The organism is Arthrobacter sp. Soil764 (genome assembly GCF_001428075.1).
Classification (GTDB): Bacteria; Actinomycetota; Actinomycetes; order Actinomycetales; family Micrococcaceae; genus Arthrobacter.
Window position 1 is genome coordinate 476,937 of record NZ_LMSI01000020.1, and the last position, 17,350, is coordinate 494,286.

The 17,350-nt window shown below is 67.6% G+C and carries 16 protein-coding genes; 12 read left to right on the forward strand and 4 right to left on the reverse strand.

Features of this window, described 5'->3' with window-relative positions; translation table 11 throughout:
• Position 1 precedes the first annotated feature (1 nt).
• The 4 genes from ASG86_RS13560 to ASG86_RS13575 are packed head-to-tail and all read left to right on the forward strand — an operon-like array spanning position 2 to position 4,665.
• Positions 2-286, forward strand: coding sequence for a F0F1 ATP synthase subunit epsilon (locus ASG86_RS13560; protein WP_056335099.1), 285 nt, complete (start codon positions 2-4; stop codon positions 284-286).
• 10 nt (positions 287-296) lie between these two features.
• A complete protein-coding gene (locus ASG86_RS13565; RefSeq protein ID WP_056335102.1) occupies positions 297-728 on the forward strand; it encodes a DUF2550 domain-containing protein in 432 nt (143 codons plus the stop codon).
• 5 nt (positions 729-733) lie between these two features.
• Entirely contained in the window at positions 734-2,062 is a 1,329-nt protein-coding gene (locus ASG86_RS13570) for an alpha/beta hydrolase (protein ID WP_056335105.1), read from the forward strand.
• 32 nt (positions 2,063-2,094) lie between these two features.
• A complete protein-coding gene (locus tag ASG86_RS13575) occupies positions 2,095-4,665 on the forward strand; it encodes a phosphatidylglycerol lysyltransferase domain-containing protein (protein ID WP_056335544.1) in 2,571 nt (856 codons plus the stop codon).
• Between the two features lie 155 nt (positions 4,666-4,820).
• Here the strand turns inward: ASG86_RS13575 and ASG86_RS13580 are convergent, their stop codons facing one another.
• A complete protein-coding gene (locus ASG86_RS13580; RefSeq protein WP_011692441.1) occupies positions 4,821-5,024 on the reverse strand; it encodes a cold-shock protein in 204 nt (67 codons plus the stop codon).
• A gap of 305 nt (positions 5,025-5,329) precedes the next feature.
• Entirely contained in the window at positions 5,330-6,025 is a 696-nt protein-coding gene (nucS, locus tag ASG86_RS13585; RefSeq protein WP_056335108.1) for an endonuclease NucS, read from the reverse strand.
• 120 nt (positions 6,026-6,145) lie between these two features.
• Here nucS and ASG86_RS13590 point away from each other — a divergent pair, with 120 nt between their 5' ends.
• Together ASG86_RS13590 and ASG86_RS13595 are read left to right on the forward strand one after the other, a co-directional pair.
• A complete protein-coding gene (locus tag ASG86_RS13590) occupies positions 6,146-6,499 on the forward strand; it encodes a hypothetical protein (protein WP_056335111.1) in 354 nt (117 codons plus the stop codon).
• Between the two features lie 78 nt (positions 6,500-6,577).
• The gene (locus ASG86_RS13595; RefSeq protein WP_056335113.1) at positions 6,578-7,375 is read left to right on the forward strand and encodes an alpha/beta hydrolase; all 798 of its coding nucleotides are present in this window, start codon (positions 6,578-6,580) and stop codon (positions 7,373-7,375) included.
• Here the strand turns inward: ASG86_RS13595 and ASG86_RS13600 are convergent.
• Complete coding sequence (locus ASG86_RS13600) at positions 7,372-8,691, reverse strand: AI-2E family transporter (RefSeq protein ID WP_056335118.1); 1,320 nt, start codon at positions 8,689-8,691, stop codon at positions 7,372-7,374. The genes ASG86_RS13595 and ASG86_RS13600 overlap by 4 nt on opposite strands.
• 233 nt (positions 8,692-8,924) lie before the next feature.
• Here ASG86_RS13600 and ASG86_RS13605 point away from each other — a divergent pair, with 233 nt between their 5' ends.
• From ASG86_RS13605 to ASG86_RS13620, 4 genes are read left to right on the forward strand one after another with little or no spacing between them, the layout of a single operon-like run.
• Positions 8,925-10,601 carry a hypothetical protein gene (locus ASG86_RS13605; protein WP_056335120.1) on the forward strand — a complete coding sequence of 559 codons (1,677 nt, stop codon included), beginning with the start codon at positions 8,925-8,927 and terminating at the stop codon, positions 10,599-10,601.
• Positions 10,602-10,653: 52 nt separating this feature from the next.
• Positions 10,654-11,649: a tetratricopeptide repeat protein gene (locus ASG86_RS13610; protein ID WP_056335547.1), complete on the forward strand. Its 996-nt coding sequence runs from the start codon at positions 10,654-10,656 to the stop codon at positions 11,647-11,649.
• Complete coding sequence (locus ASG86_RS13615) at positions 11,649-12,746, forward strand: NADH:flavin oxidoreductase/NADH oxidase (RefSeq protein ID WP_056335123.1); 1,098 nt, start codon at positions 11,649-11,651, stop codon at positions 12,744-12,746. The genes ASG86_RS13610 and ASG86_RS13615 overlap by 1 nt, the downstream gene beginning before the upstream one ends.
• 14 nt (positions 12,747-12,760) lie before the next feature.
• Complete coding sequence (locus tag ASG86_RS13620) at positions 12,761-13,054, forward strand: DUF3253 domain-containing protein (RefSeq protein WP_056335125.1); 294 nt, start codon at positions 12,761-12,763, stop codon at positions 13,052-13,054.
• 14 nt (positions 13,055-13,068) lie between these two features.
• Here the strand turns inward: ASG86_RS13620 and ASG86_RS13625 are convergent, their stop codons facing one another.
• The gene (locus tag ASG86_RS13625; protein WP_056335128.1) at positions 13,069-14,943 is read right to left on the reverse strand and encodes a Na+/H+ antiporter; all 1,875 of its coding nucleotides are present in this window, start codon (positions 14,941-14,943) and stop codon (positions 13,069-13,071) included.
• Between the two features lie 50 nt (positions 14,944-14,993).
• On the opposite strand from ASG86_RS13625, the gene ASG86_RS13630 reads away from it, so the two are divergent.
• Together ASG86_RS13630 and ASG86_RS13635 are read left to right on the forward strand one after the other, a co-directional pair.
• A complete protein-coding gene (locus ASG86_RS13630; protein ID WP_056335131.1) occupies positions 14,994-15,788 on the forward strand; it encodes an ABC transporter ATP-binding protein in 795 nt (264 codons plus the stop codon).
• The gene (locus tag ASG86_RS13635) at positions 15,770-17,341 is read left to right on the forward strand and encodes a hypothetical protein (protein ID WP_056335134.1); all 1,572 of its coding nucleotides are present in this window, start codon (positions 15,770-15,772) and stop codon (positions 17,339-17,341) included. Before ASG86_RS13630 ends, ASG86_RS13635 begins: the two co-directional genes overlap by 19 nt.
• Positions 17,342-17,350: the final 9 nt, after the last annotated feature.

The window sequence follows — 17,350 nt, forward strand, 5'->3', positions numbered from 1 at the left end:
TATGGCTGAGCTTGAGGTTGAGATTGTCGCAGCGGACCACTTCGTGTGGTCCGGAGCGGCCAAGATGGTCAAGGCCCGCACCAGCGATGGTGAAATCGGAATCCTGCCCGGCCACTCGCCCCTGCTGGCGATCCTGGCCGAGGGTGAACTGGCCATCCAGCCGGTGTCCGGGGACCGTATTGCGGTGGATGTGGACGGCGGGTTCTTCTCCGTTGACAACAACCGCGTGGTGATCGTTGCCGACAATGCCCAGATGGGCGGCTCGGCTACCGCTGGGATCCGCTAGCACGACCTTGATGGACGCTCCTGGTATTCCGTTCATCGCACTGGCAATCGCCTTCGGATTGCTGATTATTGCACTGTGCCTTTCGGGGGTGCGCCGCTTCAACCTGCGGCGTGCCCTCGGCACGGTGGACGCCTCCATTCGCTTGGCTGGAAACAGCTGGCAAATGGGGGTTTGTCGTTATCAGGACAATGACCTGGAATGGTTCAGGCTCATCTCCCTGAGCGTCCGCCCCAAGTACACGTTCAAGCGCAGTTCCCTGGAGCTGCTGGGCCGGCGGAAACCTACGGAGGCTGAGGCCGTCAAGGTCCAGCCGGACGTGGTGATCGTTGAACTGCGCTATGAGGGGCAGGACCTGCACCTTGCCATGAGGTTCGACGCCTACACGGGTCTTTCATCCTGGCTGGAAGCAGGTCCGGTGATAGGCGTGGGGACCTGGCGCTAGCCGACGTGGATTGGCTTTCAGACATCCGGCTCACGGACGGTCCCTTGTATGGAACCGTCCTGGTATTGGGAGCGGGCGGCGCAGCCTGGCTCCTGGTGCCGCCCTGGCGCGCCTCCATGACGCCGGGGCACCGGGCCAGGGCATGGTCGTCCCGCATCCTGGCCGCAGCGGCAGCTGCCTTTGCCCTGGTTGGGACCGTCCACTGGGCGCTGATCAATGTTTTCACCACCTTTCCCGAGGACCTGCCGGACCCCGTGCTGCTGTGGCTGGTGCCCGGCGTGGCGGCTATCGTCCTGGGCCTGTTCCGGCTGCCGCGGACAAGCTGGGGCGCACGCGGGGGAGGGATCCTCGCCGCATTGCTGGTGGTGCTGCTCTCGGCGGTGCAAATCAACGCGTATTTTGGGCTGAACAGGACAGTCAGCGATTTGCTCGGCACGGCCCAGGCCCGCATCCCGGTCCTCGAACAGAAGCTCATGCGCCTGCCGGGCCAGTCCGACGGCGTACCGCTCCAAGGCTGGAAGCCGGAGGGGGAGTTGCCGGCCGGGGGAGTCCTGCGGAAGTCCACAATCCCCGGGACCTTGTCCGGAATGAACACCCGTGACGCCTACATCTACCTTCCCCCGGCCTATTTTGCCGCGAACCGCCCTGCACTGCCGGTACTGGTCCTGGTGGCCGGCCAGCCGGGAGGGCCCGCGGATTGGCTTACCGGCGGAGCCATCCGGGGCCATATGGATTCCTTTGCCGCTGCACACGGCGGGGTGTCCCCGGTGGTGGTCATCCCGGATCCCAACGGCTCCCAGTCTGCCAACACCATGTGCATGGACAGCCGCATTGCCAACGCGGACACCTACCTCGCCCGGGATGTGCCGCAGTGGATCGGTTCCACCCTCGCCGTGGATACCAACCACAGCCACTGGGCCATAGGCGGGTTTTCCTTTGGCGGCACCTGCGCCGTGCAGATGGGGACCAGGCATCCGGACATTTACGCCGACGTGCTCGCCTTTTCCAGTGAGGCCGAGCCCGCCATCGCCAAGGAACGGCAGAAGACCATCGACGCAGCCTTTCCGGGCAACCCTGATGAATTCACCAGGCAGACTCCACTGGAGATCATGAAACACCAACGGTTTGAGTCCAGCGGCATGTACCTCACGGCAGGCCTGAACGACCCCGAGTTCGTGGCGAACCTCCACACGCTGGCCAATGCGGCAGAGGCTGCTGGCTTCACCGTGCAGGCGCACGAGGTGGAGCACACCGGCCACTCCTGGGACACCTCGTCCAAGCGGTTCGCGGATGCCCTGCAGTTCCTTGGCACCCAGTGGGGGCTGGAGTGGTGAGCACCAGGAACCCCGACCGTACCGCCGTCCTGATGTGGGCCGCCGTCGGACGCCCTGCAGTCCGGCAGGCGCTGCTGGCGCTGAAGTCCATGCCCTTCACCCTGGGCGTGCTTGTTACCTTCCTTGCCGCCGCGGCGCTGACCGGAAGCTTCCTCGACGGGCCGCCGGAACAGCTCCTGGGACTGGCATCCGCCAGCGGCCCCGGCCTGCGCAGCGGGCAGTGGTGGACGCTGTTCACCAGCCTTTTCTTCGCCACCAACCCCCTCGCGTACCTTGCGGCGTCGCTGATGATCGTGCTGCTGCTGGGCCTGGCGGAGCGCAGGCTAGGCCGGAGGGCCGCCGTCGGACTGTTCTTTGGCGGGCAGTTCGCGGCCGTCACGGTGTTCCTCCTGGTGACCCAGCTGGCCGGGTACGTGGGCGACGGCTGGCTGGACGCGATGGTGGATGACAGGCTCATCGGCCCGTACGCCCCGGTGCTCACCGCCGGCCTGGCGGCCAGTGCCCGGATCACAGTGCTGTGGCAGCGACGTCTCCGCACCGTGGTGCTGACCACGTCCCTCCTGCTGGTCCTCTATGTGGGGCACGCCGAAACCGTCATTGGCCTCATCGGCGCCCTGCTGGGCCTTCTCGCAGGCTGGTGGATCCAGGGGGACCAGGGGCGGCTTCACCGTCACCGGTCCACGGGACGGGAAACCAGGAACCTCCTGGCCCTCACCGTTGCCGTGTTTGCGGTGGGGCCCATCCTGACGGGAATCACCCGCGCCCCAACCGGCCCGCTGGCCCTGTTGCGGGATGTGGTGCTGAGCCCGATGCCCACGCTGAATCAACTGATTTTCAACTGCGGCGCCACCGTTGACGCGACCTGCCTGGAAACGGGAAGGGCAGGATTTGCCGGGCCCTTCGGCCTGGCGCTGGCCGTGGTGCCGGTCATCCTGCTGCTGATCTGCGCGGACGGCATGCGCCGGGGGCGCCGGCTGGCCCTGAACATTGCGCTGGCCATCCAGCTGGCTGTCACCGCCCTCGCGGCGGTCTACCTTGCCCTGTTCGCCCTTGTTCCCTCACGCCTGCAGGGTACCCACGCAACCCCAATGTCCTCCGCCTTCGCCCATGTGCTGCCGCTCGTGGGTGTCCCGCTGCTGCTGGCGGTGGTCCTGTGGCTGAACCGGCGGCAGTTCCGCGTGCAGACGCGTCCCGGGGCCCGGCGCACGCTCGGGGTTGTTGTCTGTGGAACCTGGCTTGTCCTGGCCGGTTCCTATACTGTGGCCTGGTTCTGGTCCGGCGGGCTGTCCCGTGACGGCGGGCTGCTGGGTCTTTTCGCCGAGCTGGCCCGGCAGTACGTCCCGGTGCCGATTCCGCAGCAGTTCCGCCGGGTCTTCCCCGAACGCGACAGTGCCGAAGCCCTGCTGTTCGCCTACTCGGGGCCGGTGTTCTGGCTCGTCGCCCTGCTGGCGGTGTTATGGGTGCTGGTGGGCCGGCATCACGGCCTCCACTTCGGGCGGCAGGACCGCAGCCGTGCCCGTGAGCTGCTCCACCAAGGCGGCGGCCCCTTGTCCTGGATGGCCCTCTGGGAGCCCAACACGTACTGGTTCAGCCCGGACGGGGCAGGCGGCATGGCTTTCCAGCAGCACGGGACCGTGGCCCTGACCCTGGGCGGCGCGTTCGGTGACCGGAAGGGGGAGCAGCGGGTGACCGAAGACTTCCTGGACTACTGCCGCAGCCACGCCCTGATACCGGCGCTGTATTCCTGTGACGACTCCATGTGGCCCATGCTGAGGGAACGCGGCTTTTCCCGCGTGGCCGTCGCGCAGGAGACCCGGCTGGCGCTGAACGAGCTGGAGTTCAAGGGCAAGGAATGGCAGAACGTCAGGACCGCCCTCAACCGTGCCTCGAAGCTGGGGGTGCATGCGGTCTGGGGTTCCCACCATTCGCTGCCCGCAACGCTCCGGTCACGGCTGAACGAAGTGTCCGAGGAATGGGCGGCCGGCAAGTCCGTTCCGGAGATGGGCTTCACGCTGGGGGGAGTGGACGAGCTTGACGACGAGGAAGTCCTGTGCTGCCTCGCCGTGGACGGCAGCGGTACCGTCCACGGCGTGACCAGTTGGCTGCCGGTGTACGACGGCGGGCGGCTGGTGAGCAGGACGCTGGACGTCATGCGCCGCGGGAGTGAGGGATTTCCAGGGGTGATGGAATTCCTGATTGCCTCCGCCGTGCTGGAACTGCGGGGATCGGTGGACGTCATCTCCCTGTCGGGGTCGCCGCTGGCCAGCCGGCCTGATGGCCCGCCGGAACGGGGAACACGCGCAGAGGGCACAGGCACCGAAGGAATCGGTGGAGCCGGTGACGCAGGGCAGGAGGCAGCCGATGAGGGCGCGCAGAACCTGGTCAGGATCCTGGACCTTGTGGGCCACGCGCTTGAGCCGGTCTACGGTTTCCGCTCCCTGGCGGCCTTCAAGTCCCGGTTCAAGCCGGAGTACCGCGCCCTCTACCTGTATTACCAGGACCCGCTGCATCTGCCGGCCATCGGCAGGGCGCTGACCCGTGCGTACCTGCCCGGACTTTCCCTGGCGCAGGGGGCGCGGCTGGTCCGCAAACTGGTGACCTGACGCTGCAACAACAGGGAACGGCCTGGTAATGGTCAAGTCGATATACGGGAAAAGCAGTATTCCCGTGGCAACAATTACGGCATAAACAAATGGTCCCCGGCATTCTGCCGGGGACCATTTGTTTCGCTGACAGCCGCGGTGCGGCCGGGCGGGTACTAGACCAGCGTTACGCCAGTGGCCTGGGGGCCCTTGGCACCCTGGCCGATTTCGAACTGAACGCGCTGGTTCTCGTCGAGGGTCTTGAAGCCGCCGGTCTGGATTTCGGAGTAGTGAACGAAGACATCGCCATCGGAGTCATCCGGGGTGATGAAGCCGAAGCCCTTTTCAGCGTTGAACCACTTGACGGTTCCCTGTGCCATTTATTTCTCCTCATTGTGGAACTTTTTAAGACCGGCACACCTCGTGCCGACCTTGGTCACTCCGCGAGAAGAATCCTGATTGCCTTGTCCCAAAGGGAGGTCCGGCGCTGCAGGAGCTTCGCGCTCGCAACATGTCTTGCGAGCATGAAAAACACCTACACAAAGACTGAGATAAGAATTTCATGCCCGTTCCCGCAGGTCAACGGCCCGGAGGACAAAAAGGACAAATTTTGGGTAAAAAACTGATGTCGCAGAAGCAGGCAGCCAGCGCCGGCAATTTAAATGGCTAAGCAGGAAAGGGAAAACTAGAAGAGGCGGGATTCGCTGTCGTCAACGCCGCGCATGGCGTCGTAATCCAGGGTCACGCAGTCGATTCCGCGGTCGTTGGCCAGCACCTTGGCCTGCGGCTTGATCTGCTGGGCCGCGAAGATTCCGCGGACCGGTGCCAGCAGGGGATCGCGGTTGAGCAGCTCGAGGTAGCGGGTCAGCTGCTCCACCCCGTCGATGTCGCCCCGGCGCTTGAGTTCGATGGCCACCGTGGCCCCGTCGGCGTCGCGGGCCAGGATGTCAACGGGGCCAATGGCGGTGAAGTACTCGCGCCTGATGAGCGAGTAGCCCTGGCCGAGCGTCTCGATCTGTTCCGCGAGCAGCCGCTGCAGGTCCGCTTCCACCCCGTCCTTGATTAGCCCGGGGTCCACGCCCAGGTCATGGGAGGACTCAGTGATCTTTTCGTGGATGTTGATGATGAGCCGGTCATCGGTCTTGGCCGACTGCACGGTCCACTGCTCCACCACGCCAAGTTCCAGGTCCACGTCGTCCGGGGACGATACCCGCAGTATGGCAGGCGGGCTCATCCAGTTCAGCGGCTTGTAGGAACCGCCGTCGGAATGGACCAGCACGGAGCCGTCCGCCTTAACCAGCAGGAGCCGGGTGGCGAGGGGGAGGTGGGCTTTGAGCCGGCCAACATAATCAACGGAGCAATGGGCTATGACAAGTCGCACGCCGTACAGACTACCGCGTGGGCTCCGGCAGGTTATGCCCGACGGCGGGAGGCCGGGTGCATCTGAAGGGGTGGCAGGGAGCGGGACGGGTGAGTGGGCGGGCTGGGGCAGAATGGATACATGCCCCGTTCCAACCGTCCCCGCCGTCCCGTTTCCGGCAAGGGTTCCGCACCCGGCAGGGGCGCAGGAGGGAAAAGGAGCGGCGACGTTCCCGAGCTGGACCTGGAACGCGCCCGGGCTGGGATTGCCCGCCGGGAAAGCGCCCCTGACGGGGAGTGGATGGTCCGGACCATGACCGCCAGGAACGCAGAGAAGACCTACATCTGCCCGGAGTGCTCCACTGCCGTGCCGCCCGGCATTGCACATCTGGTGGTGTGGAAGGATGACCACCTCTTTGGTGCGGCGGCGGGCCTGGCGGAGCGGCGGCACTGGCACACCAACTGCTGGATGACGCGCAGCTACCGGTACCGCTGACCACCCCCGCCGCTGCAGGCGCCCGCCGCCACGGTTGCGTGACGCAGCCATGTCCTCGCTGTCGCTAAGCTGGCAGGCATGACTTTTGATCCGGCGTCGTACCAATTCACCCAGTCCGGGGGCCCTGTCCCCATCCGTGCCTCCACTGTCCTGCCTGCCCGGCGCGAGAACATCGAACTGCAGACCGGGGACGGCCACAGGCTGGTGGGCGAACTGGCGCTGCCCGAATCGGGTCCGGTCAAGGCCACGCTGATCACCCTCCATCCGCTGCCGACGCACGGCGGCTTCATGGATTCCCACGTCTACCGCAAGGCCTCCTACCGGTTGCCGGCGCTGGCGGGATTTGCGGTGCTGCGCTTCAATACGCGGGGTACCGCCTCCGACCGCGGCACAAGCAGCGGCGCGTTCGAGGAAGGGATCGGGGAGCGGCATGACGTCGAGGCAGCCGTGCGGTTCGCCGTTGATCGGGGACTTCCCAACCGCTGGCTGGTGGGCTGGTCATTCGGGACCGAACTGGCGCTGATGTACGGCGCCCTGGAGCCGGTGGCCGGGGAGATCGAGGGCGCGGTGCTGTTGTCGCCGCCGCTGCACCGGGCCACGGACAAGCACCTGCAGCTGTGGGCGGAATCGGGCAAGCCCCTGACCGTCCTGGTGCCGGAGCATGACGACTTCCTCCAGCCTGCCGAGGCCGCCGAACGGTTCCGGCTGGTGCCGCAGGCGCGCGTGGTGGGCGTGGCCGGGGCCAAGCATCTGTGGGTGGGGGAGAAGTACGCGGGCCGGGTCCTGAACGACATCGTGGCGCTGGTCAGCCCAGACCCCGGCGCAGCCCCGCTGCCGCAGGAATGGGACGGGCCGGTGGCCACTGCCGGAGCTTAGTGCTGGTCCTGCCGGACGATGTAGATCTCCCGGAGCAGCAGCAGCACGGCGGCGGCGGTGGGAATGGCGATCAGGGCACCGAGCACGCCCAGCAGGCTGCCGCCGGCAATGACGGAGATCACCGCCACCGCACCGGGCACGGCAACTGCCTTCTGCATGATGCGCGGCGAAATGAAGTAGGCCTCGAACTGCAGGTAGGCGAAGTAGCAGACCGCGTAGATGGCGGCCGCCTGCCAGCCCTCGGTAAGTGATACGAGGACCACCACGATGCCTGCGATCATGCCGCCAACCAGCGGGATGAAGGCGAGCAGGACCACCACGAAGGCCAGGAGCAGGGCAAACGGAATGCCCACAATGGACATCACCACGAAGGCGAACGTCGCATTGAGGAGGGCCACACAGGCCTGGCCGATCACGTAGTTCCCCACCGACCGGGTGATTTCCTCCGAGAGGGCTGCCACCCGGTTCCGGCGGGAGCGTGGTGCCAGCCGGTAGCCCCACTTCTTCATGGCCGGCAGCGCTGCCAGGAAGTACAGGCTCAGCACCAGGACGATCAGGGTGCCGAACAGCCCGTTGGCCACAGTGGAACCGAATCCCACCACGCCGCCGAAAATACCGCCCATGGCGGCGGGATCGTTGACGAACTTGTCCAGTTCCTCGGTGATGCGGTCGCGCACGCCGAACTGGTCATCGAGGCTGCGGAAGAAGTCCGAGTCCATGAAGCTGCGCACCCAGTCCGGCGCCTGCCGCACGATCTCCGATACCTGTTCAACAATGGTGGGGATGAGCGTGGCGAAGAATCCGACGACGGCGCCCATCAGGACAGCCACGGAGACCAGGATCCCCGCGGGCCGGGGGATCCTGCGGTTCTCCAGCCAGCCCACCACGGGTTCAAGCCCCAGGGCGATGAACAGCGCCGCGACGATCCACAGCAGCAATTGCGTGGTGTGGGACCCGATCCAGTAGACCAGCAGCGCCAGGCCCACGCCCACCGTCCCCATGAAGCCCATGTACAGCGGATGCTGGGGGGACATGCGTGGACCCGGGTGGCCGAACTGGGGTTCGTCCTCGCCGCCCTGGTCCGCATCGGGTACCTGCCCGGTGTATTCGGGGGGCATTTCGAAGCGAAGCCTGGGCTGTGCCCCCGGCAGGGGCTGGCGGAGCCTGCGGACCACCTGGCCAAGGGCGGCGGTGGCGTGACCCCTGCGGTGCGCGGCTGCTGCCATGCCGAGGGGAGGCACCGGCGCAGGGACAGGGCCCTTGGAATCCCCGGATTTTCCGGCTGCCGCCGAGGACGGGTCCGTCTTGTCAGTCACTGGTTTTGGGGCCTGTTCCGTGCGTGGCTCCGCGTTTGCGGGCGGGTGTGATGATCATCGCAAACACTATCAGCAGGCTTGTCACCGCGAGCTGAAGCCACCACCTTGGGCCCGCCAACGGAAGGGGCGGACCCGGCTAAAAGGACCCAGTGGTAACAGAAAGGTTACTATTGGAGGCAAACCCCCGCTGATGATAGGTGTTTCCCTTGCGTTTAAAGACTGCAGCCGCACTTGTGCTGCTCGGCCTCCTGACACTTTTGGCCGGTATCGGCCAGAGAACCATCTGGGCTCCATCCGAGACGTTCACCGCATCCGTGCCGGCCGATTCCGCCGCCGCGCCGCTGACCGTCATCGACCAGAAGCTGCGCACCCTGCACGAAGGACCGGTCAAGATCACCGTCCAGGGCGACGGAAACTTCATGCTGGCCACCGGACGGCCTGATGACGTCAGCGCCTGGGTGGGCAAGACGGCCCACAACACCATCACGGGCGTTTCCGAGGATGAAAAATCACTCATGGTTGAGCACGCAGACGGCGAAGGCACCGCGCCCAACCCGGCCGGTTCAGACCTCTGGGTTTCCACCGAGAACGCCGGCGGCGAGCTCGACTACACCTGGACCCCGCCTGCCGACGGTGACTGGAGCCTGCTGCTCGCCTCCGACGGCACCAAGCCCGCTCCCGTTTCTGTCTCCATGACCTTCCCCAACGACACCTCCACCCCCTGGGCCGTTCCGCTGATGGTCCTGGGCAGCTTGCTGATCCTGGGCGGAATCGTCCTGGCGCTGCTCTCGGCCCGCCGGAAGGTCGGCGAAGGCGGCGACAGCGGCTACGCCCGCCGTGCCCGTGAACGCAACGCCGCGCCGCAGGGCCAGGCCCCGTCGTCGTCCTCCTCTTCCAAGGCCACCATGGTGGCGGCCGGTGTGGTTGCAGCGCTGCTGGCCGGATCCGGCACCGCAGCCCAGGCCGCCACTCCCAGCCCGCAGCCGTCCGGGGGTGCCGCATCGCCGGCCGCCAAGGAGGCAGCGGGATCGCCGGTCCTGCTGGACGCCCAGTTCCGCCGGATCCTCGAACAGGTCTCCAGCGCCACCGACGCCGGCGATGCAGCCAAGGATGCGGCCAAGCTGTCGGACCGCGTGGCGGGACCCGAACTGGAAATCCGCACCCAGAACTACAAGATCCGCTCCCAGGTGGGCTCCTACGAGCCGCGGATGCCCGTGCGCTCCACCAAGCTGCTCACCACCGTGGTCACCAGCGGCCGCGACTGGCCCCGCTCGGTGCTCGCCGTGACGCAGGGCGAAGGGAACGTGGTTCCGCAGATCCTGACCCTGGTCCAGCAGTCACCGCGCGAAAACTACAAGCTGATGGAAACCACCCCCCTTCAGCCGGGCACCACCTTCCCGAACATCAGCCGGGGCGGTACCGAGACGCTCGCCGCATCGGACAAGACCGGGCTGCTCTACAGTGGCGAGGAAGCAATGTCCGGCCTGGCTGACAGGCTCACCTCGGCGGACTCGCCGTTCAAGGACAAGCTGGTCGAAGGCCAGTCCTCGCCGTACATCGCCGACACCCTGTCCTACCAGGCCGAGGTGGTCAAGGCAGGCGAGAACGGCAACTTCTCCTTCACCCACAAGGTGGTCCCGGAGAGCACCGTGGTGTTCCGTACCTCCGACGGCGGCGCCCTGGTCCTGGGCCGGATCAACTTCGGCTTCGAAGGCACCCCCAAGGCGGCCGGTGACAAGCTGAGCATCGGCGATGACGCGGCAGCATTGGCCGGCGGCAAGGAGACCACCACGGGCATGGTCCTGAGCTTCGCCGAATCCATGGCGGTCTACCTCCCGCCCGCAGGATCCACGGACCCGATGAAGCTCGTCGCCGCCACCCGCGGCCTGGTCGGCGCCTCCTTCAAGTAGGCCCCTGGCTGTATTACCACCGGCAGCGGCCGGAGTGGCTAGAGTGGGAAACATGAGTTCGCCAGCTTCCCGCCCAGTCCCTCCTGCCGCTGCCAACCCGCTTAACCTGCGCGGCGCCGTCGACCTTTCCTCGCTGAAGCGCCCCGCATCACCCTCCGGTACTGCCGCCCCCTCCGGCCCTGCCGCAGGAGCGCCGCAGGCCCCGCAGCCGGGGGCCCCCGCGGGCGGCACCGAACTCACGGTCAATGTCACGGAGGCCAACTTCCAGCAGCTGGTGGAACGGTCCGCCCAGGTGCCGGTGGTGTTTGCCCTGTGGGCCCCCTACTCGCCCGAGTCCGGCAGGATGGTTGAGACCCTTGAGCGCGTGGTTGCCAGCTATGGCGGCCGGCTGGTCCTTGGCGCCGCGGACATCGAGGCCTTCCCGCAGCTTGCCCAGGCCTTCCAGGTGCAGGCCGTCCCCACCGCCGTCGCCGTCCTCAAGGGGCAGCCGGTGCCGCTGTTCCAGGGCGGGGCCGAGGAACAGCAGGTGCGCAGCCTCTTTGACGAACTCCTCAAGGTGGCTGCGGCCAACGGGGTTACCGGGAGCCTTGACGGCGGAGCGGGCGGAGAGCCGGAGCCTGCGCCACTGCCGCCGCTGCACCAGGCCGCCTTCGACGCCATTGAGGCCGGCGACTACGCCGCCGCTGCCGAGGCCTACCGCCAGGCGCTGAAGGAGATGCCGTCGGACCACGAGGCCAAGGCCGGGCTGGCGCAGGTGGAGCTGATGGACCGGCTGCAGTCCTTGTCGGCCCAGGACAGCGAGGCGCTGCGGGCGCAGGCCGCCGCTGAGCCGGACAACCTGGCAGCGCAGCTTGGCGTGGCGGACCTGGATGTGGCCGGCGGGCACGTCGAGGATGCGCTGAACCGGCTGGTGGCGTTCATCGGCAGGAACTTCGGCCCGGAGCGGGAGACCGCGCGGGTGCGGCTGCTGGAGCTGTTCGACGTGGTGGGCGCCGGTGATGAGCGGGTGGCAAAGGCACGGCAGGCGCTTGCCCGGGTGCTGTTCTAGTGCCGGCCCTGTTCCAGCCGCTGACGCTGCGGTCCATGGAGTTGGAGCACCGCGGCTGGGTTTCGCCCATGTGCCAGTACAGCTGCGATCCCGACGACGCTCCGGGAGTACCGAACGACTGGCACCTGGTGCACCTGGGCGGGTTTGCCACGGGCGGCGCGGCGATGATCCTCACCGAAGCGGCGGCAGTGAACGCCGCAGGCCGGATCAGTCCCCGCGATGCCGGCCTCTACAACGACGACCAGGCGGCGGCCTGGCAGCGGATCATTTCCTTTGTGCACCGGCACGGTGTTGCCGGTACGAAAATCGGCGTGCAGCTGGCCCATGCCGGGCGCAAAGCGTCCACGTACTGGCCGTTTTCAGGCAAGCACGGCAGTGTTCCGGCGTCCGACGGCGGCTGGGACACCGTGGGCCCGTCCACCACGGCCTTCGAGGGCTATGCGGCGCCTGCCGCCATGACCGGGGAACAGATCCACGGTGTCATTGCCGATTTCGCCGCAGCCGCCGTCCGCGCGGTGGACGCCGGCTTTGACACCATGGAGATCCACGGGGCGCACGGCTACCTCCTGCACCAGTTCCAGAGCCCGTTGATCAACCAGCGCAGCGATGAGTGGGGCGGCGATGAAGCCGGACGGAACCGGCTCATGCTGGCCGTGGTTGACGCGGTCCGCGCCGTGATTCCCGATTCCATGCCCCTGCTGCTCCGGATCTCGGCCACCGACTGGGCACCGGGCGGCGTGGACCAGGCGGCGTCTGTCCGGCTGGCGCGGGAGGCCGCCGCGCACGGCGTGGACCTGGTGGATGTCTCCAGCGGCGGGGCGGTGGCCAACCAGCAGATCAAGCCGGGCCTGGGCTATCAAACCGGATTCTCTGCTGCTATCCGCGGGGAGGCAGGAATTGCCACCGGAACGGTGGGCCTGGTGACCACCCCGGGGCAGGCGGAACATGCCATCGCCACCGGGCAGGCGGACGGCGTCTTCATTGCCCGGGCGGCCCTGCGGGACCCCCACTGGTGGCTCCGCGCGGCATTCGACCTGGGCTATGACATCTCCTGGCCTCCCCAGTACGAGCGGGCCATCCCGCGCCGGGCCTTCTGACCGCGGCGTCCGGCATGGCGGATCCCGGCGGTAATGGCCCTGAGACCACGGTTGACCGGCAACTGGAAGCGAAAATCCTGGAACTTTTGGCATCCCGGGCGGCCACCTCCACCATCTGCCCTTCCGATGCCGCCAGGGCGGTGGGCGGAGATGACTGGCGCGGGCTCATGGATCCAGCACGTGATGCCGCGCGGCGCCTGGTCGATGCGGGGCTGGTCCATGTCACCCAACGCGGGATGGTGGTTGATCCCGCCACGGCCAAGGGGCCGATCAGGATCCGGAAGGTTCCTCAACGCGACGGCGGGTAAACGACTCTGTGCCGTCAGCCCAGCAGGTCATCCACATAGCACCAGCGCCACTCTTCGCCGGGTTCGATGCTGCGCATCACCGGGTGGCCGGACTCCTTGAAGTGGCGGCTGGCGTGCCGGCCGGCGGAGGAGTCGCAGCAGGCGACGTTTCCGCACCCCAGGCACATGCGCAGGTGCACCGGCGTGGTTCCCTCCCGCTCGCACGCGGCACAGGACGGGTTGGCGGGTGCCGGCGATGGCATGGTGGCCGTCAGGTGGTCGCAGACGCCGCCGGGCTGGGACAATCCTTCGCCGGCGCCTTCAGCGGCAGCGCCCAGTTCGTGGAGGGAAGCGTCCAGCATGGACTCCTCCACATCGAGCCGTTCCAGGACCTCGCTGAGGACTTCATGGGCAAAGTCCCCGCCGCGCCGGAGCTCCAGCACCTTGTCCCGTTCGGCCTCCAGCATGGCCATCCGCAGCTGCGCGTACCGCTGGCTGGGGGTGGCCGCCTCTGCCGCGGACCTGCCCAGGCGTTCCCAGGCCGCAAGTCCCCGCTCCTGGGTGCGCCGGCGCAGCATGTCCATGACCTCCGGCGGGTCGCTGTCGCGCCGCAGCTGCTCCAGCCGCTCCATCCCCGCCGTCGTGGCCAGCTGCATCAATGAGGCCTGGTTCAGTGCGTCCTCCCGCTTGTCGGGCCCCGGCAGCCCCAGGGCCCGGACCAGGGGCGGCAGCGTGAATCCCTGCAGCACCAGGGTGCCGGCCACCACCACCATGGCGGCCAGGACCAGCACGTTGCGGTGCTCCAGGTCATCCGGCAGTGTCAGGACGGCGGCTAGGGTCACCACACCGCGCATGCCCGCCCAGGACACAATCGCGGGAAACTGCCAGGGCGGCGCAGGGTCTGCCCGCTGCACCGACGGAATCAGGCGGGGCAGGTACGTGGCCGGAAAGACCCAGACGGGGCGCAGCACCAGCACCGCCAGCAGGATCACGGCGCACCCAAGCCACACACGGCCGGCGCCGAGCGAATCGTCCTGGACACTGTCAATGATGCTCCGCACCTGGAGGCCGATCAGGAGGAACACGGCGTTCTCCAGCAGGAACTGGACGGTGTCCCAGTTGCTCCGGGCGCTTTGCCGCGCGGCACCGTTGGGCATGGAGGGCGCCTTGGTGCCCATTACCAGGCCGGTGACGACGACGGCGAGCACGCCGGACGCGTGAATCGCCTCGGCGGGAAGGAATGCAACGAACGGTGCCATCAGCGACGTTGAGGTGTTGATGGCAACGTTGCTGATCCGTTTCCTGATTTCGGTGAGGAGGTAAGCGGCGGCGAGGCCCACCACGAGGCCCCCGCCGGCGGCCACCACAAAGCCGCCCGCCACATCCAGTACCGAGACGGACCCGGCAATGGCCGCGAGCGCGGCGCGCAGGCACACCAGCGCCGTGGCGTCATTGACCAGTGATTCGCCTTCCAGGATGTTCACGATCCGGCGCGGCATTCCCACCTTCCGCGCGATGGCCGTAGCAGCCACGGCGTCCGGAGGCGCCACCACGGCACCCAGGGCAATGGCGGCCGCCAGCGGGATTTCGGGGAAGAGCCACCACACCACCAGCCCGACTCCCAGGGTGCCGAAGATGACGTAGCCCACGGACAACAGGCCGATGGACCGGCGGTTGGTCTTGAAGTCGAACAGCGAGGTGCGGAACGCGGCCGCGTAGAGCAGCGGCGGCAGCAGGCCCACCAGCACCAGCTCCGGGTTCAGCTCCACCGGCGGAATGAACGGCAGGAACGATCCCGCCACCCCCGCCAGGACCAGCAGCAGCGGAACCGGGATATTGAACCTGCGGCCCGCGGCGGCACCGGCGCACACCACGGCAACAATCACCAGCAGGCCCAATGCGATATCCATGGGGTTAGTTTCCCACCCCGCCAGCCCCGGTCCGAGGCTAGGCTGGGCTCATGACTGCTCCGCTACCTGACCAGGCGTCGAATACCGGGCCCGTGGCTGCCCTTTCCATCCGCGGGCTGGCCAAACGGTTCGGCGGGAAGATCGCCGTGGACGGCATCAGCCTGGAGGTTCCCGCGGGTTCGTTTTTCGGGATCGTGGGCCCCAACGGTGCCGGCAAGACCACCACGCTGTCCATGGCCACCGGCCTTCTGCGCCCCGACTTCGGCACGGCGGTGGTGCACGCCGTGGATGTCTGGCAGCATCCGCTGGAAGCCAAGCGGTTGATGGGGATCCTGCCTGATGGCGTCCGGCTTTTCGACCGTCTTACGGGAGAGCAGCTGATTACTTATGCCGGGCTCCTGCGTGGCATGGACAAGGCCGTGGTGGCTGCCCGGGTGGGGGAGCTGCTCGCGGCCATGGACCTGACGCAGGACGCCGGCACGCTGGTGGTGGACTATTCGGCCGGCATGACCAAGAAGATCGCCCTGGCCTCCGCCCTGATCCACGCCCCGCGGCTCCTGGTCCTCGACGAACCCTTCGAAGCGGTCGACCCCGTGTCGGCCGCGAACATCCGCTCCATCCTGGACCGGTACGTGGCCTCCGGCGGGACCGTCATCGTGTCCAGCCACGTGATGGACCTGGTCCAGCGCATGTGCGACCACGTTGCCGTGGTGGCCCGCGGCCGGCTGCTGGCGGCGGGGACGGTGGACGAGGTGCGCGCCGGCGCCTCCCTTGAGGACCGGTTCGTGCAGCTGGTCGGCGGGCACAGCCACACGGAAGGGCTGGAATGGTTGCGCACCTTCTAAGGCTCAAGCTCACGCTGCTTCGCAATGGGCTGCGCCGCAGCCCTTGGCAGCTGGTGGGCATGGCCATCGCAGGGCTCTATGCCCTGGGGGTCGTGGCAACACTGATCATCGCCCTGGTCCTGCTGCGCAACGCCAGTCCCGAGACCGCACACACCGCAGTTGTCCTGGGCGGCTCCGCCGCCGTGCTTGGCTGGGGCGTCATACCGGTGGTGGCATCCGCCACGGACATGACCCTTGATCCGGCGCGCTTCACCACCTTTTCGGTTCCCATGAAGCAGCTGCTCGCCGGCCTGGCCCTGGGCGGGCTGATCGGCATCCCGGGCCTGGCCACCGTGCTGGTGGCCCTGTCCACGGTGGTGACCTGGTCCCGCGGAGTGCTTCCCGCGCTCGCAGCCCTCCTGGGCGCAGCCCTGGGCGTGATGACCTGCGTCGTGCTGGCCAAGGTGGTCACCACCGCAACGGCAAGCCTGGCTGCTTCCCGGCGCTTCAAGGACATCAGCGCCATCGCGTTCATGGTGCCACTGGTCCTGCTGGGACCCATCGTGGCAGGGGTTGGCCGCGGCATCAGCGCGTCCACCGGGTTCCTGCCCGGGTTCGCCCGGACGTTGTCCTGGACCCCGCTTGGAGCACCGTGGGCGCTCGGCGGCGACATCGCGTCCGGCCGGCCCGGGCAGGCCGCTGTGAAGCTGCTGGTGTCCGTGGCAGTCCTCGGCGCCCTGGCCTGGTGCTGGAAGCTGCTGCTTGAGCGCGCGCTGGTGACTCCGCCATATGCCGGTGCCGGGAAGCGCAGGGGCGGCCGCCTGGGCCTGTTCGGCGTGCTGCCGGCCACCCCCGCCGGCGCCGTGATGGCCAGGTCGCTTACCTACTGGCTACGGGACCCGCGGTATTCGGGTTCGCTGGTGGTGATCCCGCTGCTTCCGGTGGTGCTGGCTTTCCAGGGGGCCCAGACCGGCAGCTATGGCAGCCTTGCCTTCCTCGCCCCGGTGTCGGCCTTCATCCTGGCCTGGTCCATCTCCGCGGACGTCTCCTATGACAACACGGCCTTTGCGCTGCACCTGGCCATCGGGGTCCGCGGGGTGGCGGACCGGCTTGGCAGGGCCCTGGCGTGCCTGACCTTCGCGCTGCCGGTGGTGCTGGTGTTCGCCGTGGGGTACGCGGCCTTCACGCAGAACTGGGCAGCGCTGCCGGGCCAGCTGGGATTCAGCCTGGGAATCCTCTTCACGGGCCTGGGGCTGTCCTCGGTGGTGTCGGCCCGGTACACGGTAACGGTCCCGCTGCCTGGCGACAGCCCGTTCAAGAAGCCGCCGGGCAACGTGGGCCAGACCCTGGCCGTGCAGTTCGTGGGAATGCTGGTCCTGATGCTCCTGGTCCTGCCCGAGGCCGCGCTGCTGGTTGCGCAGGCCGTCACCGGGAATGTCCTGTTCGGCTGGCTTAATCTTGCCGCAGGAACAATCCTTGGCCTGGTCCTGTTCCTGGCCGGTGTCCGCCTGGGGGGCAAGTGGCTCGACGCGCGGGGGCCCGAGCTCCTGGCGCAGGTAACCGTCAACCGCTGACAAGGTCAC

Excerpts from the sequence above, each read along its gene's own strand:
- ASG86_RS13560 (WP_056335099.1), top strand. The coding sequence starts at position 2 with ATGGCTGAGCTTGAGGTTGAGATTGTCGCAGCGGACCACTTCGTGTGG.
- ASG86_RS13565 (WP_056335102.1), top strand. The coding sequence starts at position 297 with ATGGACGCTCCTGGTATTCCGTTCATCGCACTGGCAATCGCCTTCGGA.
- ASG86_RS13575 (WP_056335544.1), top strand. The coding sequence starts at position 2,095 with ATGTGGGCCGCCGTCGGACGCCCTGCAGTCCGGCAGGCGCTGCTGGCG.
- ASG86_RS13580 (WP_011692441.1), bottom strand. The coding sequence starts at position 5,024 with ATGGCACAGGGAACCGTCAAGTGGTTCAACGCTGAAAAGGGCTTCGGC.
- ASG86_RS13590 (WP_056335111.1), top strand. The coding sequence starts at position 6,146 with ATGCCCCGTTCCAACCGTCCCCGCCGTCCCGTTTCCGGCAAGGGTTCC.
- ASG86_RS13595 (WP_056335113.1), top strand. The coding sequence starts at position 6,578 with ATGACTTTTGATCCGGCGTCGTACCAATTCACCCAGTCCGGGGGCCCT.
- ASG86_RS13610 (WP_056335547.1), top strand. The coding sequence starts at position 10,654 with ATGAGTTCGCCAGCTTCCCGCCCAGTCCCTCCTGCCGCTGCCAACCCG.
- ASG86_RS13620 (WP_056335125.1), top strand. The coding sequence starts at position 12,761 with ATGGCGGATCCCGGCGGTAATGGCCCTGAGACCACGGTTGACCGGCAA.
- ASG86_RS13625 (WP_056335128.1), bottom strand. The coding sequence starts at position 14,943 with ATGGATATCGCATTGGGCCTGCTGGTGATTGTTGCCGTGGTGTGCGCC.
- ASG86_RS13630 (WP_056335131.1), top strand. The coding sequence starts at position 14,994 with ATGACTGCTCCGCTACCTGACCAGGCGTCGAATACCGGGCCCGTGGCT.
- ASG86_RS13635 (WP_056335134.1), top strand. The coding sequence starts at position 15,770 with ATGGTTGCGCACCTTCTAAGGCTCAAGCTCACGCTGCTTCGCAATGGG.